The organism is Ruegeria sp. CE12 (genome assembly GCF_056537525.1).
Window position 1 is genome coordinate 108,943 of record NZ_JBQFRS010000006.1, and the last position, 19,457, is coordinate 128,399.

The window sequence follows — 19,457 nt, forward strand, 5'->3', positions numbered from 1 at the left end:
TCAGGTCAGTTCGCGGCCGCCGGAGGTACCAGCGTCATCGCAGTGATAATTTCGTCTTCGCGGATGCGCATTTCGGGGCGGATCATCGCCATCAGCGCACCAGGGTCATCGGCCGAGCAAATGCCACGGAACATTTCGCGGTTCCAAAGCCCCTCAAGGCCACCACCGCCCAAGGCATCCACCATCATCATGTCATTGAGGCAAAGCGTGTCATCCTCGATGCACAGGTTGACGATCTTGTCCCACAATCCGTCTTCGACAGTGTTGTAGTAGGTCACAGGGTGGGAAATGCTGGGTTGGTTCAGTTGAGCGAGCGATTCCCGGTCCAACTCGGTTCCCTGCGTGCGCACCTGTTCAACCCAGGCATCAAAATCTGCCTGATCCTTGCCATGGAACTTAAAGCGCATCTGCGAAAAACCTTCGCCGCTGTAATTGGCCGAGAAACCGTCATAGATGCCGGCTTCGTTGATCACTGCATTCAACTCGGTCTGCATGCCGGACATGGCATAGATCTGTCCTGCAAGCGCCGGTACGAAGAACGAATTCATAACCGTGGTCGATGTTATTTCGAACTTGATCGGCCGGTCCACGATCGCAACGACTTCGTTGACCGTTGCAATGCCCTCTTCCGGGTAGATGAACAGCCATTTCCAGTCCATCGCTGAAACCTGGATCACCATCGGTTCGACAGATTCGTCGATCTCTTCAACCGCTGAAATCCGCCTCAACGGCTCAAATGGATCCAGCCTGTGGGTCGCGACGTAGGTCAGCCCGGCAAGACAGATGATGATCGCCAACGGCACGGACCAGATGATGATCTCAAGACTGGTCGAATGATCCCAGTCCGGCTCATACGTCGCATCCTTATTCGACTCGCGGTACTTCCATGCGAAGAACACGGTCAACGCCATGACCGGAACGATCACGATCAGCATCAGGACCGTTGAGTACAAAATCAGGTCCGCCTGCTGAACGGCGACATCGCCGGAAGGATCGAGGACAACCATGTCGCACCCTGCCAGTGCGATTAGCGACAACAATGCTGCCGCGGGAAATGCGCGCTTCATTTTCTTGCGTCTCTTGGATCGGTTTTGGACTGAAGAGTTGCTAAGCTGGCGAGACATTCACGTACCTCTGCTTGCGAGGCCCCTTGTGCTGTTTTCTATGTCGTGGTGCAATGCGACAAATGATGACCCACAGAATTACCTTTGGCTTGGTGCTCCGGGAACGATGGGTATCCCGAACATTCGAGACAGGAGTATATCATGACCAGCGTTGATAACACACCGCGCTACTCAGCTACGATTGACGAGGTGATCACCACCGTCGTCATGGCGCGAGTAACTGATTTCTTTGGATTTTTTGTGTATGCTATCGCTTCGGCCCTGGTATTTCCCCAATTGTTTTTTCCGATGCTCGACCCGCTGTCTGGTACGCTGGCGTCATTTGCGATCTTTTCTCTCGCATTTCTCGCACGCCCCGTCGCAAGCCTTTTGGGTCGAACCTTGCAGTACAAAATAGGCCGGGTCGGCAAGGTGTCACTCGCGCTTTTGCTGCTGGGAACGTCCACTGTCGCCATCGGTTTGCTGCCAGGATATGAGAAAATCGGCTGGCTCGCGCCTGTTTTATTGGCTGTTTTGCGCATTCTTCAGGGTCTTGGACTCGGTGGCGCCTGGGACGGATTGACGCTGCAGCTACAAAGCGCTGCGCCAAAAAACCGCAAGGGCCTCTATGCCATGGTACCCCAACTGGGCGGACCTATCGGATTCGTTGTGGCCGCTTCGATATTCTTCGTTCTCAACGGTTTTCTGACAGAAGAAGAGTTCATCAAGTGGGGCTGGCGGTTCGCATTCTTCGCAGTAATGGCGGTGAATGTCGTATCCCTCTATGCTCGCGTCCGGTTGCTGAATGCCGATCTGGGCGTTGAGCCAGAAGTCACGGAATCTGCACCTCTGAAAGAGCTGGTTCAGAACGAGGGCAGAACCATCCTGCTTTCGGCCTTCCTGCCTCTGGCCAGCTATGCGCTGTTCCACATGGTCACGGTGTTCCCGCTTGCATTCGCAGCCATCTATGAGCGGTTCGAGATCACCGAGGTTCTGACCGTGCAGTTGATTGGCGGTACGCTGGCGATCCTGACAGTGATTGCATCGGGCATTCTGGCGGACATGTACAACCGGCGCACAGTGATCAAAATCAGCACGGTTCTGATCGTCATGCTCAGCCTGATGATCGGAACATTGGCCCATTATCCGTACGCCTATATCCTGTTCGGCTTCCTCGTGCTGGGTCTCTCATATGGTCAGGCAAGCGCCATTGTGCCAAAGCGCTTTCCGAAGAAATACCGCTATTCCGGTTCCGCTATGGCAACGAACCTGTCCTGGATTTTCGGAGCAGCCTTTGCGCCCCTAGTGGGAGTCGGGCTTACTGCAGTATTCGGCCTGTGGGCTGCAGGGCTTTATCTGCTTTCGGGTGCGCTGGTGACATTTGGCGCGCTTAGCCTGCTGAACAAACGCGATTCAGACGACAGATCAGCTTGATCGACGAATATGTTTACCGGGTAAGCGATGAATGCTTGCCCGGCGAGCGACGTAATGCAGACTTAGCTATTCGGCAGCTTCAACCCGAATGGATCTGATCGAAGGATCTGTGCGCCCGTAAGCGGCCAGAATTCGACCACTCCACTTTTGGGCGATGTAGTCTGCCATGAAACGAGATGGCGCCATCAGGGTTGCGACGCCCCCTGCCCTCTCGACCTCGGTAAGGTGCTGAAACCAGCTTGACCAGAGTTCAGGGTCGCGCCCATGCAGGGCCGCCTGAACGGCGCTCCAGACTTCGTCACCGTCTGTCTCAGCCAGGGGTGGCTTAACTGCGAATGGAACTATGTTCGATGGTTCGACTTCCGGCTCATGTCCCATTCGTTCTGCAAAGTCTGTGCCAATGACAGGCCAAACCGTAGACGTATCCAGCATGATCTGTTTGAGGTCCAGCTCGTAAACGGCAACGCGTCCGCGAACAGCCGGGCGCTTAACCGCTATCCAGCCTAAACCACGTAGCTTGGCCATTTCTCTTTTGACAGTGCGCTCATCGACAGACCAAAGGCGGGCAATTTCTTCCCGCCCAATCGACAACTCATTGTTACGCCAGTTGTATCGCGTGGTGATCAGGCTCACGATTCGCAAAATGCTGCGCTGACGATGCTTGTCACCGGATAAGGCATGGACAGCCAAAGCCGATAAAATATCATACTTGAGGGCTGGCGCATTTCGGCCAACCGGCTTTGAAAGCTGCATCCGGGTCCTCACCGTCTCAATCTGCCTCGTGCGGGTTAGTCCGCATCGTTAGCGCCGTTTCCCAACGCTTTTCGTAATGTTGTCCTGATTAGCGTCCAATGTGACGATTCTGTCAAGAGCCCTCTGAAATTGATGCAATTCGGAGCCCCATTCCGATCTAAAAATATAAATAGATTGGTGAAGTATTGGTGATGGGGGACATCCTACGCGTCCCCCTATTTGAGAGGTTTGTCCCCCTAAATCGGGCAGAGCTCTCCGATCTGTCCCCCTAAATCTTGTGCACTAAGCCAAGCGATGGGTGAACGCAGGGATGTCTCCTCTCCGAATCGGTCGGGCGTCGAAAACCCCTTAATTTCTTACCCGCGGGTAAGATTGGGATTTCATGATAATTTCTTTTGCCAAAAACGCAAACCAAGCGTAAAAAGCGAATAGGCAAAAATTTACGTCCAATAAAAAGAGAGCTGAGGCATGTACACGCACGAAGACCTGAATGCATTGCGCAATCAATCACTCAAGTTGCAGGGTTGGATTCGCCAGCAAACTTTCAGCCCCGAGATGGAGAAGACGCTGCGCCGGTTTTCCAGCTGGGAAGTTTCCGAGCTGATATTTCGGGTGAACCAGTCAACCTTTCGCGGCAAGCTGGCCGCTGACCCTTCTCTGCCCGGTGGAGAGGTGGAGCCAGACGGCCGGCAACGTTGGTTCAGCCTTGAGGAGGTCAATGAGCTGCGTCGACGGCTCAAGGTCAATCGCAGATCCCTGATGCCGCCACGTCCTGTAGGAAAGCGGGCTATCCGTGCGGCAGTCGCGAACTTCAAGGGTGGCGCCGGCAAATCGACCGTCGCATTGCATCTAGCGCATGCCGCCGCTCTGGATGGGTATCGCGTGCTGGTGGTAGATTTCGACCCCCAGGCGACGCTGAGCCATTCCATGGGTCTAACGGATGTGGCCGAGGACTTCACCGTCTGGGGCATCATGGCGCGGGACCTGATCCGCGAGACCGAGCGGATGAACAACCGCCCGGCGGCAGCGGAATCTGGAACCGCCCTGCCCCGCCGCGAGTTGCCGCCCTCGATCACCGACATGGGTCTTGGTGACCTGCGCATCGCAGACTTTATCAAACAAAGCTCATGGTCGACCATCGATGTCATCCCCTCCTGCGCCAACGCTGCCTTCGTTGAATTTGCCTCTGCGCAGTATCGGCATCTGAATCCGGAATGGTCGTTCTTTGCCGCGGTATCCCGATATCTCGATCAGATTCCCGACGATGCCTATGACCTGATCCTGTTCGATTGTCCTCCGGCCATTGGGTATCAGTCGATGAATGCGGTCTTCGCTGCTGACATGCTCTATGTGCCGTCCGGCCCAGGATATTGGGAATATGACTCGACCACGTCTTTCATTGGTCAATTGGCTGAGGCGCTCGAAGACCTTGCCTATGGTTTCGACAAGACCTTACCCACGGGTAAGATTGGTCTGCCCAAGACATTCTGTGAACTTCGCTTCTTGTTGACGCGTTATGAACCCGGAAACGCACTGCACCTTGCCATGTTCGATGCGTTCCGCAAGGTTTTCGGCGAACACGTTGCCGAGCACCCTGTCGAGATGACCCGCGCAGTTGAGCAGTCAGGCCGCTTCCTGAGCTCGGTCTATGAAATGGACTACCGCGAAATGACGCGAGAGACCTGGCGGCGCGCACGATCGACCTTTGACAATGTATATGAAGAATTCCGGGGCGTAATGTTGTCGGCCTGGGACAAGCTGGAGGATGACGCATGAGCCGTAAACGCAGAATGTTCGATATCGATATGCCGGCTGTTGAGGATATACCGGTTGGCAAGGTTCCTGACAAAGTGCTCGAAAAACGTCGCGGTCCAATGGCCGCTGCGATTTCCGAGAATGCGGATGCGTTGCGGGACCAACAATCTACAGAAGATGCAATTCGGTCCGAGAATGATCGACTGGCGCATGAGCTTGTCCGTTTACGTTCCGAAGGTCTTGTGACTGAGCACATCGCATTATCCGATGTGATGACTAAAAAGCTGACGCGCGATCGCAAACCCGGCCCTGATCCCGAACTGGATGAGCTCAAACTTTCAATCCAGGAGATTGGCCTGTCCAACCCGATCCGCGTAGAACGTCGACCCGATGGACGATTTGACCTGATTCAAGGAATGCGGCGCCTCTCGGCATATCGCGCCCTGTACGAGGAAACCGGTGATGAAGCCTATTCCAAAATCCCTGCAGGTATCGCCGAAGCGTCAGAGCTGAACGACAGCTATCGCCGTATGGTGGATGAAAATCTGATCCGCAAGGATATCTCCTTCGCTGAAATGGGTGCGCTTGCGCGGGCATTTGCAGATGATCCGAACAACGATTGTGTGGATGTCGATAAGGCTGTGTCGATCCTGTTCAAGTCGGCGAGCTATACGAAGCGTAGTTATATTCGGGCTTTCGCCAGCCTTCTTGCCTTGCTGGAGAAGGTGCTGATGCATCCCAACGACATTCCGCGCAATGTAGGTGTGGAACTCAAACGCAAGTTTGATACAGATCCTGGCCTTATCGGGCAGGTGAGCTCTGCGTTGATGAGTGAACCTGACCGGGACAGTAGCCGTGAGGTAGCCATTTTACGCAGCTTTTTAAACACAGAAGCTGCCGAGCCGACCAAGAATGCAACGAAGAACAACAGCAAACCGCGTCGTGCCAAGACAACGTTTCAGGTGTCCGGACGGGCAGGGATTGCGAAGTGTTCGGCATCAAGCGGGCGTATTGATCTGCGGTATGACCTCGATTTCACACGGGTCGACAGGGCCCGGTTGGAACAGGCCATCTCGACACTTATTGCGGATCTCTGGGAAGAGGATGATCTTACCCACGGGTAAGAAAATGATATTTGGCTTGAATTTCAGCAATGGCGCCGGAGAGAGTTCCGGCGCCATTTTGTTTGCAAACTATCCCAGCAGATCCGTCGCCGGGTTCTCGGCAATATCGACGTCATCGTAGTATTTCTGGGCCTGAGCGAGCGAGCGATGCAGGGAGAGGCGCATTGCAGCCTGAATCGGCGCACCGTCCAGCGCCGCCTGTGTCAGGAAGCCGGAGCGCAGCCCGTGCGGTGAGGCATAGTCTTCGGGCAGGCCCGCCAGTTTCAGCCGGTGCCGGACAATCTGATAGATCGCATCGGGTGACAGGCGGCGCTTGAGTACGCGATCCGCTTTGGAGACAGGGCGGAACAGCGGCCCATCGCGAATTTCGCCAACCTCGATCCAATGGACCAGCGCCTGTGCGGCGCGCGCCTTGAGCACCAACCGGGGTGTTTCACCTTTCTGGGTGGTTTTGGTTTCCAGCAGCGAAAGCCAGATCAGCCCGGCCTTGTTGAAATCCTTCAGACTGACATCTTCGCACCGCAATCCAGCAATCTCCGAACGTCGTCTACCACCAGAAGCCCAACCCAGCATCAAGATGGCGCGGTCGCGGCAATCTCGCCGGGACCCACGACAAGTGGACAGCAACTGCTCGAGCACATCGCGGGTAATCGGGTGCTGCGATTTCGGGGCAGGGGGACGGGCCATAGCCCGGCGCGCCTTGGCGCGCGTCTGTTTGACCTGGGGCGCATCAAAAGGGCTGGTCAGGTTCTTCATCCGGTGGAATGCCAACCAGGACGCGATGCGCCGGTCCAGCGTGGACGAGGCCGGGCAGGTTAGCGTCTTGCGCAGTCCCTGCGCAATCAGCATGTCCGCTGTTTGCCGGGCGATGTCCGCCTCAGATGCGCTGCTGAGATCGCGGGCGTGATCGAGAATGAAAGCGAGCGCTGTGGCCTCGGATTCCGGCCAGGCCAGTGCGGCACCAAACCGGGCAGATTTCCATGCTGTGATGTAGACCAGATCACGTTCGTAAGCCCGCAAAGTGTTTTCCGGGGTTCCTCGGATATACAGGTCACTCAGCGCCTCCTGATCGACGAGCGTTAGGGCAGGGGGAGTGGCTGGCAGATATGGGACAGGAGGCTTCATGACCGCCATTCTGTGCCGGTTTTCTGGTGAAATCAATCATACATGATAAGAGATACTTATCAAATGTAATGATGAGCGAGTCAAGTTTCTAATGTAACGAACAAAATATGCGAATTATGCGCATAACGGAGGCAGGCATATTGTAAACCAACAAAACTACTGGAAACTGTCACAATTTCTGAACAATGCTGAAGGAGGCAGAAGAACAGCCGACACCCTGTCAAATGCATAGGCTGCTGCTGCAGGGAGTTTTCGGGCGTTAGTCGATCTCTTGCCATCACGCAAACTAGGTCAATGCCTGCCCAATTAGCCTTCAAGGGGTTTTTGAGTGTCGAAGTTCGGCTTTGGTTGACCTTTGGTTTGATGTAGCGATGGGTCGGTTTCGACACGGTGTTGACGCTATGACCCCGTAGGTAAGACAGTTCGTCATGAGCAAACGTGTTTCGAAAGCCCATTTAAATGGATGCCGTTCTCTGCGATCAGTGATTTTATACGCCGTTTGAGCCTAACGTCGTTTCGTACCGAGGGTGTGCGAGTTTGAATACTTGTTGGCGGGGCGCGGCATCATCGTCAGTCACGAAACGATTTGTTCATGGTGATTAAACTCGGACCTCAATTGGGAAGGTGTTTCCGCAGTATCGACACTCGGTGAAGGCTGGCGTTTCTATGCCGGGAATGATCTTCTAAAGTTGCATCCTTGTTTCTTAGAGACCGCTGCATCGTGGCCATGCTGAAGAAAAACGAATTGACCGAGATTCTGGTTCTGGTCACGCCGCATTTCAATCTTGCGGCGACGATGGCGTTTTTGGACCCGTTCAGGGCTGCAAACTACCTGGCTGGAAAACAGCTTTTTCAGTGGTGTGTAGCGTGTGAAACCGGCACGTATTGCCAAGCCAGCAACGGGGTGGAAGTTGCGGTCAGGCCGCTGGATTCCATTAAGCAATCACGACCAGACATAGTCGTTGCGTCCAGCAGTTGGACGCCCGAAGCTTTCACCAGTGAGCCCCTGCTTTCTGCGATACGCAAATACGCACGGACTGGCAGCTATGTTGCAGGGATCGATACCGCGGCCTTCATCCTGGCCGAAGCAGGTCTCTTGCGGGGGCGACGTGCCACCGTCCATTACGAGCATATAGATGCTTTCGGTGAGAAATATCCAGAGACTGAGGTGTGTGAGGATTTGTTCCTTCACGAAGGCAATATCGGTACTTGTTGTGGCGGGACTGCAACCGGCGAATTTGCACTATTTCTGCTGCACGGGATTGTCGGCGATGCACTGACAAACGATTGCGCGAAATATCTGTTCTATCCCAATCTTCGTGGGCTGGGCGCACATCAGACCGACAGCCAACTGGAACCTCTGGGAAACACGGCGCCGCCCAAGGTCCGGAAAGCGATCGTGATCATGGAGCAGCACTTGGAAACGCTGATTGCCATTCCCGAGCTGTGCAAGCTTGCTGGGGTTTCTCAACGTCAGTTGAATCGCCTGTTTCAGGAGTATGTGAAGACCAGTCCGCAATTGTATTACCGGGATATCCGGTTGGACCGGTCGAGGGGGTTGGTCACACAGACTGAGCTTCCCATCTCCGAAGTTGCGCAGGCCTGCGGTTTTCCAAGCCAGGTCCATTTTGCACGTGCTTACAAGCAACGCTTTGGTCTGCCTCCAAGTCAGGATCGGATCGAGGGCAGGGTACCGTTCGAGTTTCGGGCCTGGCCGATGTACCGTCCGGCTGTGGGTGTAAGGGATGGCGAATAAAGTTTAGTCTATGGCGATTAGACTGCCCGCACCATTGTGGTTTTTGGCAGATCATACCTTTGCAAACCGGCAGGCAAAGGAGTGTCCAAAATGACAGACCTACCGACCCAGGCTCAGTTCGCGACCATCGCTGAGGGCTATTCGGCGGATGCGGGCAATTCGCAATCTCTGAAAGCCGACGCTTATGTAAAGCAAGAGTGGTTTGCTGCCGATCAGCGTGAAATCATAGCAAAGTCTTGGCAGTGGGTTTGCCACGTTGAGAAACTGCGGGAATCCGGGTCGTTTGTGACAATCGAAATAGCTGGGCAACCTATTGCGGTGGTTCGGGACCGCGAGGGTGTTCTTAGGGCGTTTTACAACGTCTGCAAACATCGTGCACATGAGTTGCTGAAAGGGGAGGGCAGTACGACCCGTATCATGTGCCCCTATCATGCGTGGGTCTACAAGTTGGACGGTCAGCTGGTACGTGCGCCGGAAACTGAACATCTTGAGAATTTCAGCACCGGTGAGATCTGTCTCGATCAAGTTCAGGTCGAAGAATTCGCTGGCTTTGTTTACGTCAATCTGGATCCGAGCGCGGCTTCGCTGAAAGAGCAGTCAGGTAGTCTGGAAACTGAAATCCGCCATTGGGCACCTGACATTGACCAACTCACCTTTGGTCACCGCCTGACTTATGACATCAAGTCGAACTGGAAGAATGTCGTCGACAATTTTCTGGAGTGCTATCACTGCCCCACCGCGCATAAGGATTTCTGCGATCTGGTGGATATGGATACCTACAAGGTCACCACACACGGCATCTATTCCAGCCACATGGCGGATGCGGGGAAGTCGGCAAATACCGCCTATGATGTTTCCAACGCGACCGTGCGCACCCATGCGGTCTGGTGGTTGTGGCCGACAACCTGCCTCATGCGCTATCCGGGACGATCCAGCATGATTGTCCTGAACATCATTCCCGTAGGCCCGGATCGGACATTGGAGACATACGACTTTTTCCTTGAAACGCCCGAACCCGATGAAGGCGAACTGGATGCCATCCGGTATCTGGATGAAGTCCTGCAGGTCGAGGACATCAGCCTGGTCGAAAGCGTTCAGCGTGGTATGAGTACGCCCGCCTTCACCCAAGGACGCATTGTCAATGACCCGACCGGATCGGGAAAATCCGAACACGCAGTTCACCACTTTCATGGTTTGGTTCTGGAGGCCTATGCCGGGGCCGTCAGATGACGCGGCCCAACATCGTTGTCATCATGGCAGATCAGCTGGCCCCACATTGGACCGGAGCCTACGGCCACCCGATCGCCAAGACGCCCCATATCGACACGCTGGCGGCGCGGGGAATGCGATTTGATGCGGCTTATTGCAATTCGCCGCTTTGCGCACCGTCTAGGTTTGCCTTCATGTCGGGCCAGTTGATCAGCCGCATCGCCGCCTATGACAACGCAAGCGAATTCCGCGCTTCGGTCCCGACCTTTGCGCATTATCTTAAGGCGTTGGGATATCGCACCTGCCTGTCCGGTAAGATGCACTTCGTAGGCCCCGACCAGAAACACGGGTTTCAGGATCGCGTCACCACCGATATCTACCCCTCCGATTTTGCGTGGACCCCAGATTGGGAGGCTCCGGACGAGCGCATCGATAAGTGGTATCACAACATGCAGACGGTCAAGGAAAGCGGTGTCGCTGTCGCCACTTTCCAGACCGATTACGATGACGAGGTCGGTTTTGCTGCGCGTCGCTGGCTGATTGACCGGGGACGCGAACGCGCGGCGGGGCAGGATACACCCTTTTGCATGGTGGCCAGCTTTATCCATCCGCATGATCCCTACGTCGCCAAACCCGAATGGTGGGACCTCTATGATGACGATGAGATTCCCATGCCCGAATTTGTGCCTGCGCTGGATGAGCAGGATCCGTTTTCGCGCCGGGTGATGGATGGGATCGAAGCCAGCGTGGTGCCCCTGACCGAGGAAGAGGTGCGCCGCGCCCGCCGCGCCTATCTGGCAAATGTCAGCTATTTTGACAGCAAGGTCGGTGAAATTGTCAAAGCCATCGAAGATATCGGTGAAAGCGACAACACCATCATCATCGTGACAGCAGATCATGGCGACATGCTGGGTGAGCGTGGGTTGTGGTACAAGATGAACTTCTTCGAACACTCTGCCCGTGTGCCGTTGATTATGGCGGGCGCGAGTGTTTCCCATGGCGTAGCCGGAAACGCTTGCTCGCTTCTGGACCTGTTGCCAACCTTCATCGACATTGCTGGTGGCAGTGCAGCGACTTTGGGCGAACCGGTGGATGGCCGTTCCCTGATGCCGCTCGCGCGTGGCGAAGCCGACCCGGTGGACGAAGCGATCGGCGAATACTGTGCCGAGATGACGCCCTATCCCGTTTTCATGATCCGGCGCGGGCCTTTGAAGTACATTCATTGTGATGCCGACCCGCCTCAGCTTTATGATCTGGCTCAGGACCCGCTGGAAACGAAAAACATAGCTAATGAGCCCACTTATCGCGATGCTGCCGCAGCTTTCGCCGCAGAAGTGACCGAGCGATGGGACAGTGAAGAACTGCGTCGCAATATTATCGCCACTCAGAAATCCCGGCACGCGCTGCATGCTGCGATGGAGGCAGGGGCCGGAGAACATTGGGACTACAACCCGCCGTCTGACGCCAGCCAGCAATATGTGCGCAACCACATGGATTGGACTGTGGCCGCCGAACACTATCGTTTAAACCCGAGGACACCCGATGACAGGAAAACTTGAAGGCAAAACCGCTTTGGTGACTGGCGGGCGCGGTGGCATTGGGCGTGCAATCGTCGCACGCTTCCTCCGCGAAGGTGCCCATGTCTTCGCCGCCGATCTTACCCCGCAGGGTTCGCTGTCTGAACATGACGAAGATGGCAGCGTCTTTGTCAAACTGGACGTCACGCAAGAGACCGACGCAGTCGCGGCGATGGAGCGGGTCAAATCCGATACTGGTAAGCTGGATATCTTGGTCAACGCTGCAGGGATCGAGATTGAAAAAACCATCGAGGACACTTCGCTGGAAGAATGGAACCGCAGCTTTGCTGTAAACTGCACCGGCACGTTTCTGACTTCGAAATACGCACTGCCGCTGATGCGCAAAGCGGCCCAGTCAGGGACCAGTGCCAGCATCATTAACTTCGGTTCCTATGATGGGTTCATCGCTGATCCGGGTCTCGCAGCCTATTGTGCCACCAAAGGGGCAGTCCATGCGTTGACCCGTGCGATGGCCTGCGATCATGGACCAGAAGGCATCCGCGTCAACGCCATTTGTCCGGGCTATATCGATACGCCAATGCTGCAAAGTTTCTTCACCGGTGATGGTTCCGGCGCTGGCGGGAAAACCATTGATCAGCTGCAACAGGCGGTGCGCGATGTTCACCCGATGCGCACCTATGGCACACCCGAAGACATTGCCAATCTGGTCAACTGGCTGGCCTCGGACGAGGCACGTTATGCCTCGGGTCAATTGTGGGTGCTGGATGGCGGGCTGTCAGCCCAGGTGCAGCAGATGAAGCTCTGAGGATCGCGCCATGCCAAAGCAGAAGTCTGTCATCATCACCTGCGCTCCGACCGGGGGGATTCACACGCCCACCATGTCCGAGCATCTGCCGATCACGCCTAGCGAGATTGCAGCCGCATCAATCGAAGCAGCTGAAGCAGGCGCTTCGATTATCCACCTTCATGCACGCGACCCGGAAACCGGAAAGCCCGATCCAAATCCCGACCTGTACATGGACTTCCTGCCACGGATCAAACAGGCCACGGACGCGGTCATGAATGTCTCGACCGGTGGTGGTCTGGGCATGACCCGCGAAGAACGCCTGCGCGCCGCCGTGAAAGCGTCGCCCGAGATGGCAAGCATGAATATCGGATCGATGAATTTCGGCATTTTCCCGATGAAGGATAAGTATTCGAACTGGAAACACGCGTGGGAGCCCGAGTTTCTGGACATGACCCGCGATTTCATTTTCCGAAATACCTTCGCGGATATCGAATACTGCATAAAGGAACTGGGGCAGGGCCACGGCACCCGATTTGAATTCGAATGCTATGACCTCGGCCACCTCTACAACCTCGCGTGGATTCGCGATCAGGGTTGGATCGACGGTCCGGTTTTTGTGCAGATGGTGTTTGGTATTCTGGGCGGTGTTGGCGCCGACCTCGATAACCTGATGCATATGCACACTATCGCCAACAAGCTGTTCGGGGATGAGTATGAATGGTCGGTTCTGGCCGCCGGTCGCTTTCAGATGCCTTTTACGACCCAAAGCGCATTGCTGGGTGGCAATGTCCGCGTCGGGATGGAGGATAGCTTGTACATCGGACCCGGCGAAAAGGCCGTATCCAGCGCTCAGCAGGTCCGGAAAATCCACGACATCATCGAAAATCTCGGCCTTACCGTCGCCACCCCCGCCGAGGCGCGAGTTCGTCTTGGGCTTAAGGGTGGCGATCAGGTTGCCTTCTGAAGGGGGAAACATGCAGACAAACATGCTGATCAATGGCGAGATGGTTGCGGGCGACGGTGCCGAGCTGCCCATTGTCGACCCAGCCACCGAGGCAGAGATTGCGCAGGTGAATGAGGCCAGCCCAGAACAAGTCGAGGCCGCAGTGCGTTCGTCCGAAGCAGCCTTTGAGAGCTTCTCGCGCAGCACCCCGGCGGAACGGTCCGCGCTGTTGCTGGCTATCGCGGATTGCCTTGAAGAAAATCAGGATGAACTGGCCGAGCTAGAAAGTTTGAACGCTGGCAAACCCTGGCCCTCGGCTCGTGACGATGAGATGCCGCTGACAATCGACACATTCCGGTTCTTCGCCGGGGCGGCGCGAACGATGTCTGGTTCTGCCGCAGGTGAGTATGTGGCGGGCCATACCAGTATGATCCGCCGCGATCCGGTTGGGCCAGTCGCGGCCATCGCACCCTGGAATTATCCGCTTATGATGGCCGCCTGGAAGCTGGCCGCTCCCATTGCCGCAGGTTGCACCGTTGTCCTGAAACCCTCGGAACTCACGCCGTTATCCATGTTGCGAGCCGCTGAGCTTTTGAACGATATTCTGCCTAAAGGTGTTATGAATGTGATACATGGCGCCGGTCCGACTATCGGAGATCAATTGATCAACAGCCCCGGGATGGAGGCGATTACAGTAACCGGCAGTCCTGCCACTGGCATGGCGGCGATGCGGGCTGCGGGCAACCAGATCCGGCATGTACATCTGGAATTGGGTGGCAAGGCCCCGGTGATCGTCTTTGACGATGCAGATATTGAGGCCGTTGCCGAAACGATCAGGTTTGGCAGCTTCTTCAACGCGGGTCAGGATTGTGCTCAGCCTTGCCGCGTGCTGGTACAGGATGGTGCCTATGACAAACTGGTCGCGGCAATTGCGGCTCAGGTCAGCCAAATCCAGATCGGTAGGCAGAAGGCTGAAGGCACTGAAATGGGCCCGGTGATCTCAGCCAGCCAGCGTGACCGTGTAGCGGGCTTTGTTGACCGCGCCCGAACCAGTTGCGAGGTCGTAATCGGTGGCGCCTCAGGCGATGGTGCGGGTTACTTCTACAAGCCGACTGTTTTGGCCAATGTAGACAACGATGCTGAAGTGGCCACTCATGAAGTTTTCGGCCCCGTCGTCTCAGTCTCTCGTTTCAGTGACGCCGAAGACGCCTTGCGCATTGCCAATTCTGGTCGTTATGGGCTGGCCTCTTCGGTCTGGACCGCAAATGTCGGTCGCGCAATGGAGATGACCAGCCGACTGCGTTACGGCTTTACCTGGGTCAACACCCATGGGGTAGGGACCCCGGAAATGCCATGGGCTGCGATGAAAGGGTCCGGAACCGGCTGTGACATGAGTGTCTATGCCCTCGATGCCTATACTTCGATCCGTCACGTCATGGTGGCACACTGATGCGGTTGGCTGGGAAAAGAGCACTGGTCACCGGTGGTCGTCAGGGTATCGGGCGCGGGATTGTTGAAGCCTTTTTAGCCGAGGGCGCAACTGTTAGCACATGCGGGCGCGGCAACCGGCCTGAGGGCCTGCCGGATGCGGTAACCTGGTACAGTGCGGACGTATCTGACGTGGGGCAGGTCGAAGAGCTGGCTCAAGCCGCCGGCGCCGCCGATATTCTGGTCAACAATGCTGGCGTGCAGGTTGAAAAGACCGTCGTGGACAGTACCGATGCCGATTGGGATCTGGTCATCGGTGCCAACTGCCGGGGCGTTTTCAATATGTGTCGGGCGTTTATTCCGGTCATGCCGCAGGGCGGTTCGATCATCAATATCGGGTCGATTTCCGGCAAGGTCGCGGACCCATCCCTGGCGCTCTATAACGCTTCAAAGGCTTTTGTTCATGGACTGACACGCTCGATCGCGGTGGATCATGGCCCAAAAATCCGCTGCAATGCGATCTGTCCAGGCTGGATCGAGACAGGCATGTTGGACGCTGGTTTTGATCTGTCCGATGACCCGCAGGCAGCCCGAAAAGACGCGCTGTCCCGGCATGCCACACGCCGGTTTGGCCAGCCTGCCGACATTGCCGCCATGGCCGTTTGGCTGGCGTCGGATGAGGCAGGGTTCGCCACCGGGCAGTTGTTCACCATCGACGGCGGCATGACTGCCGCATCACCGATCAACACAGGGTTATTCTGATGGTAGAAATCTCACATACTGCTGTTCTGGGCGCGGGCACTATTGGCGCCAGCTGGACCGCCCTGTTTCTGGCCTCGGGCCGGTCTGTAACGGTCTACGACCCCGCCGATGGTGTGGAAAGCGGCGTACGCGCCTATATCGACCAAGCCTGGAAATCCATGGATGAACTGGGTTTGACAACACGAGGTTCCCCCGATCAGGTCTCCTTCGTTCGTTCGGCACGCGAAGCGGTTGAGGGCGCGGATTTCGTACAGGAGAACGTCCCCGAACGCTTGCCGATCAAGCACGCAATTTTTGCTGAGATCGAACCGGGTATTGCGCCGCATGCTGTCATCGCAAGCTCGGCTTCCGGCCTGACGCTTGGCCAGATGCAGGCAGGTTGGCAAAACCCGGGTCGCTTTATTCTTGGCCATCCTTTCAACCCGCCGCACCTGATTCCGCTGGTCGAAGTGATGGGCAACGACCTGACTGACGCAGATGCGGTGTCCACGGCCGAGGCATTCTACAAGGACATCGGTAAGGTCACTATCCGCGTTAACAAGGAAGTCCCCGGCCATGTCGCCAACCGATTGCAGGCGGCTGTCTGGCGCGAGGCCATTCACTTGGTGCAAACCGGTGTCGCCAGCGTCGGAGACGTCGACAAGGCCATGTCCGCTGGACCTGGGTTAAGATGGGCCGCCATGGGGCCGACGACACTCTTCAGCCTTGGTGCTGGATCAGGCGGTCTTCCTGCTTTTTGTGATCACTTCGCCGACACGTTCAATGGCTGGTGGGATGATCTTGGAACACCCCAACTCACTCCTGAAGTTGCAGAATTGCTAGGACAGGGTCTGGCGGCATCGCACAACGACACATCAGTCGAAGAACTTGCCGCTTTGCGCGATGCGAGAATTGTGAAGATGCAGGCGGCTTTAACAGAAGTGAAAGAGGGAAAGTGACTATCAAAAAGCAAAATGCAGCCCAGAAATAGCAGGGCTGCCACCTATTCTGCTTGCTGTGCACTCAAGGGAATTTGTGACTGAACCCTTTGGGACCAAAAAAAATCCACTATGGGTTGGGAACAACCATTGTGTGTTCCGGTTTCCAGCTCAGCCAAATTTCGCCGCCTTCTGGTAGGTCCGGGATGTCCTGATCGCGCGCGATGACCTTGAATGTGTTGCCGCCGTTTTCCAAAACACAGGTCGCCATTGCGCCAGCAAAGATGCGTCGGACCAATGTTGCGGGGATCTTGGAAATCTCATCCCCGCCGGGTTCCGAGGTTGAAATGCTCATGTTCTCGGGCCGGACAGCGAGAGTAGACTGCTCTGTCGCCCCGCTTGGCAGCTTGATATCCGCCCCGGCAGAGCTCAGCGCTGTGCCGCCCTGAGCGGTCAGAATGTTTGCTTCACCCAGAAACTCGGCTGTGAAGATATCGACGGGGTTATTGTACACCTCCCGTGGTGGGCCGGCTTGAATCATAGTGCCCTGTTTGAGGATGCCGATCTTGTCGGACAAAGTCAGAGCCTCCTCCTGATCGTGGGTTACAAAGATCGTAGTAATCCCAATCTCGCGCTGGATGCGCTTTAGTTCGATCTGCATATCCACACGCAACGACTTGTCCAGCGCTGACAGAGGTTCGTCCAGCAACAGCACTTTGGGATTGGTCACGATTGCCCGTGCCAATGCCACGCGCTGTCGCTGCCCGCCAGAAAGCTGGTGTGGTTTTCGGTCGCCTAACTGGCCAAGCTGAACAAGCTCTAGCGCCTCACCCACACGGCGGCGCTCTTCTGCGGCGCCTACTTTGCGCACGCGCAGACCAAAGCCCACATTGTCCGCCACTGTCATGTTGGGAAACAGGGCATAGTTCTGAAACATCATCCCGATATCACGCTTTTCGACCGGAATGTTTTCGACAGATTGGTCGCCGATATAGATCGAGCCGCTATCCGCAAAGATGAAACCCGCGATGGCGCGAAGCAACGTTGTCTTGCCACTGCCGGATGGGCCGAGCAAGGCAAAGAACCCGCCGTTCGGGAAATCCATGGTGACATCGTTCAGCGCCTTGAGCGACCCAAAGGTCTTGGTGACGTTCTGGACAGAGACTTCGGCCATCAGCGCTCTCCTCCGAAATTTGAAAACCGGGCTGCAAAGAGCATTACGGCCATTGAGATGACGATTATGATTGTCGAGATTGCGTTGATTTCCGGTGTGAAGCCTTTGCGGATCGACGTGTAGATCAGCACCGGCAAAGTACTGTCACCGGGTTCGGACAGGAAATACGAGACGACGAACTGGTCAAAGCTGACCGCGAAGGCGAACAGGGCACCTGCAATGATACCCGACGCAATCCATGGCATGGTCACGCGTCTGGTCACAGTCCAGCTGTCTGCGCCCATCGATCGAGCAGCTTCTTCCAGAGTCACATCAAAGGTCGCCAACCGGGCGCTTACCACCACGATCACATAAGGCAGAGCGAGAGCGACATGGCCAATCAGAACAGAAGGTGTACCACGCCCCAATCCGACGCCGTAGAAAAAGATCAACATTGCTGTGCCGGTGATGAGCCAGGGGATTGCGATCGGCGGGAACAGCATGACCTGCAGAAATCGCTTTCCGCGAAACTCGAACCTGAAAAGCGCCAGAGAAGCGGCCGTCCCCAGAGTTGTGGCAATCACCGTTGTCGCCAGCGCGATAAGAACCGACCGGGTCGCGGCATTCAGGATCTCGGTATTCTGGCTTAGCTTTTCGTACCAAGTCAGTGAGAACTCAAACGGCAGCTGATAATATTGCGAGGCGTTGAATGACATGAACGCCATGACGATGATTGGCGCGTAGAGAAAGAACAGGATCAGCGCAAGCCAGGCTTTTCCGATCCAGGCGAGATAAGTCCCCTTCATGTCTGAGCCCTCCGCAGAACCGGGCTGGCGGTTGCCAGGATCAGCAACACAACTGCCAGCAGGATAAATGACAATGCGGCTCCCAATGGCCAGTTGAAGACAGCAACGAATTGGTCCTCGATGACGGTGCCAAAATATGTGCCAACGCGTCCGCCTAGGATGCGGGGTTCCATGAATGACCCGACTACGGGCACAAATATCAGCACGGCGCCCGCCAACAGGCCCGGCAGCGAAAGAGGGAGAATGAGGCGCCACAGGATGGTCAACTTGTTAGCACCCATTGAGCGGGCGGCATCAATCAAGCTGTCGTCGATCGCCTGCAGCGCCAGATACGACGTCAGGATCACATAAGGCAGGTAGGAATGAACCAGCCCGATCACGATGGCCGGAGTCGAAAACATCAGGTTCACATCCACCTCAAAGGGCAGAATTGCATTCAGGCCCAAATCAAGCACACCGTTCCCGCGCAGCACGATCGCCCATGAAAAGATACGAACCAGTGAGTTTGACCAGAAGGGTAGGATAACCAGCAGAAACAGTGCCTCACGTGATTTTCCCTTGATCACCTTGGCCAACACATAGGCGCAGGGAAATCCCACAAGCACCGATACCGCGGTCACCGTCAGGCCGAGCTTGATGGATTTCCACAGCAGCGTTGCATAGGTCGAGGTTTGAAAGAACGCCTGGTAATTGTCTGCCGTGTAACGCCATTCGGCATCGCCAAACGGCACATCCGACAGAAAGCTGAAATAGAGCATCGCCGACAGCGGCAGAAAAATTGCCACTGTCAGCCAGATATACGCGGGGGAAAGCAACGAGGCTATCTTGAGCCTGTCCTGACGGGCAAGAACCGTTGACATGTCT

17 protein-coding genes are annotated in these 19,457 nt (G+C 55.9%); 11 read left to right on the top strand and 6 right to left on the bottom strand.

What is annotated here, in order from left to right; genetic code table 11:
• Window positions 1-5: 5 nt before the first annotated feature.
• Window positions 6-1,067 carry a ubiquinol oxidase subunit II gene (gene cyoA, locus ACR0IO_RS15255; RefSeq protein WP_480742446.1) on the bottom strand — a complete coding sequence of 354 codons (1,062 nt, stop codon included), beginning with the start codon at window positions 1,065-1,067 and terminating at the stop codon, window positions 6-8.
• 198 nt (window positions 1,068-1,265) lie between these two features.
• On the opposite strand from cyoA, the gene ACR0IO_RS15260 reads away from it, so the two are divergent.
• Window positions 1,266-2,537, top strand: coding sequence for an MFS transporter (locus ACR0IO_RS15260; protein ID WP_480742447.1), 1,272 nt, complete (start codon window positions 1,266-1,268; stop codon window positions 2,535-2,537).
• 66 nt (window positions 2,538-2,603) lie between these two features.
• Here ACR0IO_RS15260 and ACR0IO_RS15265 read toward each other — a convergent pair whose 3' ends face one another.
• Entirely contained in the window at window positions 2,604-3,290 is a 687-nt protein-coding gene (locus ACR0IO_RS15265) for a DnaA N-terminal domain-containing protein (RefSeq protein ID WP_480742448.1), read from the bottom strand.
• Between the two features lie 468 nt (window positions 3,291-3,758).
• Between ACR0IO_RS15265 and ACR0IO_RS15270 the strand changes: the two genes are divergently transcribed.
• The gene (locus ACR0IO_RS15270) at window positions 3,759-5,066 is read left to right on the top strand and encodes an AAA family ATPase (RefSeq protein WP_155149432.1); all 1,308 of its coding nucleotides are present in this window, start codon (window positions 3,759-3,761) and stop codon (window positions 5,064-5,066) included.
• Window positions 5,063-6,169 carry a ParB/RepB/Spo0J family partition protein gene (locus ACR0IO_RS15275; RefSeq protein ID WP_480742449.1) on the top strand — a complete coding sequence of 369 codons (1,107 nt, stop codon included), beginning with the start codon at window positions 5,063-5,065 and terminating at the stop codon, window positions 6,167-6,169. The genes ACR0IO_RS15270 and ACR0IO_RS15275 overlap by 4 nt, the downstream gene beginning before the upstream one ends.
• A gap of 69 nt (window positions 6,170-6,238) precedes the next feature.
• Here ACR0IO_RS15275 and ACR0IO_RS15280 read toward each other — a convergent pair whose 3' ends face one another.
• Window positions 6,239-7,294 (bottom strand): tyrosine-type recombinase/integrase, encoded by a 1,056-nt coding sequence (locus ACR0IO_RS15280; RefSeq protein ID WP_480742450.1) that lies wholly within the window; start codon window positions 7,292-7,294, stop codon window positions 6,239-6,241.
• A 727-nt stretch (window positions 7,295-8,021) separates the two neighbouring features.
• Between ACR0IO_RS15280 and ACR0IO_RS15285 the strand changes: the two genes are divergently transcribed.
• The 8 genes from ACR0IO_RS15285 (at window position 8,022) to ACR0IO_RS15320 (ending at window position 16,655) form a co-directional block, all read left to right on the top strand.
• Window positions 8,022-9,050 carry a GlxA family transcriptional regulator gene (locus ACR0IO_RS15285; protein ID WP_480742451.1) on the top strand — a complete coding sequence of 343 codons (1,029 nt, stop codon included), beginning with the start codon at window positions 8,022-8,024 and terminating at the stop codon, window positions 9,048-9,050.
• Window positions 9,051-9,140: 90 nt separating this feature from the next.
• Window positions 9,141-10,280: an aromatic ring-hydroxylating oxygenase subunit alpha gene (locus tag ACR0IO_RS15290; RefSeq protein WP_480742452.1), complete on the top strand. Its 1,140-nt coding sequence runs from the start codon at window positions 9,141-9,143 to the stop codon at window positions 10,278-10,280.
• Window positions 10,277-11,818 carry a choline-sulfatase gene (gene betC, locus ACR0IO_RS15295; RefSeq protein ID WP_480742453.1) on the top strand — a complete coding sequence of 514 codons (1,542 nt, stop codon included), beginning with the start codon at window positions 10,277-10,279 and terminating at the stop codon, window positions 11,816-11,818. Before ACR0IO_RS15290 ends, betC begins: the two co-directional genes overlap by 4 nt.
• Window positions 11,802-12,602, top strand: coding sequence for an SDR family NAD(P)-dependent oxidoreductase (locus ACR0IO_RS15300; protein WP_480742454.1), 801 nt, complete (start codon window positions 11,802-11,804; stop codon window positions 12,600-12,602). The genes betC and ACR0IO_RS15300 overlap by 17 nt, the downstream gene beginning before the upstream one ends.
• Window positions 12,603-12,612: 10 nt before the next feature.
• Complete coding sequence (kce, locus tag ACR0IO_RS15305) at window positions 12,613-13,548, top strand: 3,5-dioxohexanoate:acetyl-CoA acetone transferase (RefSeq protein ID WP_480742455.1); 936 nt, start codon at window positions 12,613-12,615, stop codon at window positions 13,546-13,548.
• 10 nt (window positions 13,549-13,558) lie between these two features.
• Window positions 13,559-14,977 carry an aminobutyraldehyde dehydrogenase gene (locus tag ACR0IO_RS15310; protein WP_480742456.1) on the top strand — a complete coding sequence of 473 codons (1,419 nt, stop codon included), beginning with the start codon at window positions 13,559-13,561 and terminating at the stop codon, window positions 14,975-14,977.
• Window positions 14,977-15,717 (top strand): SDR family NAD(P)-dependent oxidoreductase, encoded by a 741-nt coding sequence (locus ACR0IO_RS15315; protein ID WP_480742457.1) that lies wholly within the window; start codon window positions 14,977-14,979, stop codon window positions 15,715-15,717. The genes ACR0IO_RS15310 and ACR0IO_RS15315 overlap by 1 nt, the downstream gene beginning before the upstream one ends.
• A complete protein-coding gene (locus ACR0IO_RS15320) occupies window positions 15,717-16,655 on the top strand; it encodes a 3-hydroxyacyl-CoA dehydrogenase NAD-binding domain-containing protein (RefSeq protein ID WP_480742458.1) in 939 nt (312 codons plus the stop codon). Before ACR0IO_RS15315 ends, ACR0IO_RS15320 begins: the two co-directional genes overlap by 1 nt.
• A gap of 109 nt (window positions 16,656-16,764) precedes the next feature.
• Here the strand turns inward: ACR0IO_RS15320 and ACR0IO_RS15325 are convergent, their stop codons facing one another.
• From ACR0IO_RS15325 to ACR0IO_RS15335, 3 genes are read right to left on the bottom strand one after another with little or no spacing between them, the layout of a single operon-like run.
• The gene (locus ACR0IO_RS15325) at window positions 16,765-17,808 is read right to left on the bottom strand and encodes an ABC transporter ATP-binding protein (protein WP_480742459.1); all 1,044 of its coding nucleotides are present in this window, start codon (window positions 17,806-17,808) and stop codon (window positions 16,765-16,767) included.
• The gene (locus ACR0IO_RS15330) at window positions 17,808-18,593 is read right to left on the bottom strand and encodes an ABC transporter permease (protein WP_480742460.1); all 786 of its coding nucleotides are present in this window, start codon (window positions 18,591-18,593) and stop codon (window positions 17,808-17,810) included. The genes ACR0IO_RS15325 and ACR0IO_RS15330 overlap by 1 nt, the downstream gene beginning before the upstream one ends.
• Window positions 18,590-19,453 carry an ABC transporter permease gene (locus tag ACR0IO_RS15335; RefSeq protein WP_480742461.1) on the bottom strand — a complete coding sequence of 288 codons (864 nt, stop codon included), beginning with the start codon at window positions 19,451-19,453 and terminating at the stop codon, window positions 18,590-18,592. Before ACR0IO_RS15335 ends, ACR0IO_RS15330 begins: the two co-directional genes overlap by 4 nt.
• Window positions 19,454-19,457 lie beyond the last annotated feature (4 nt).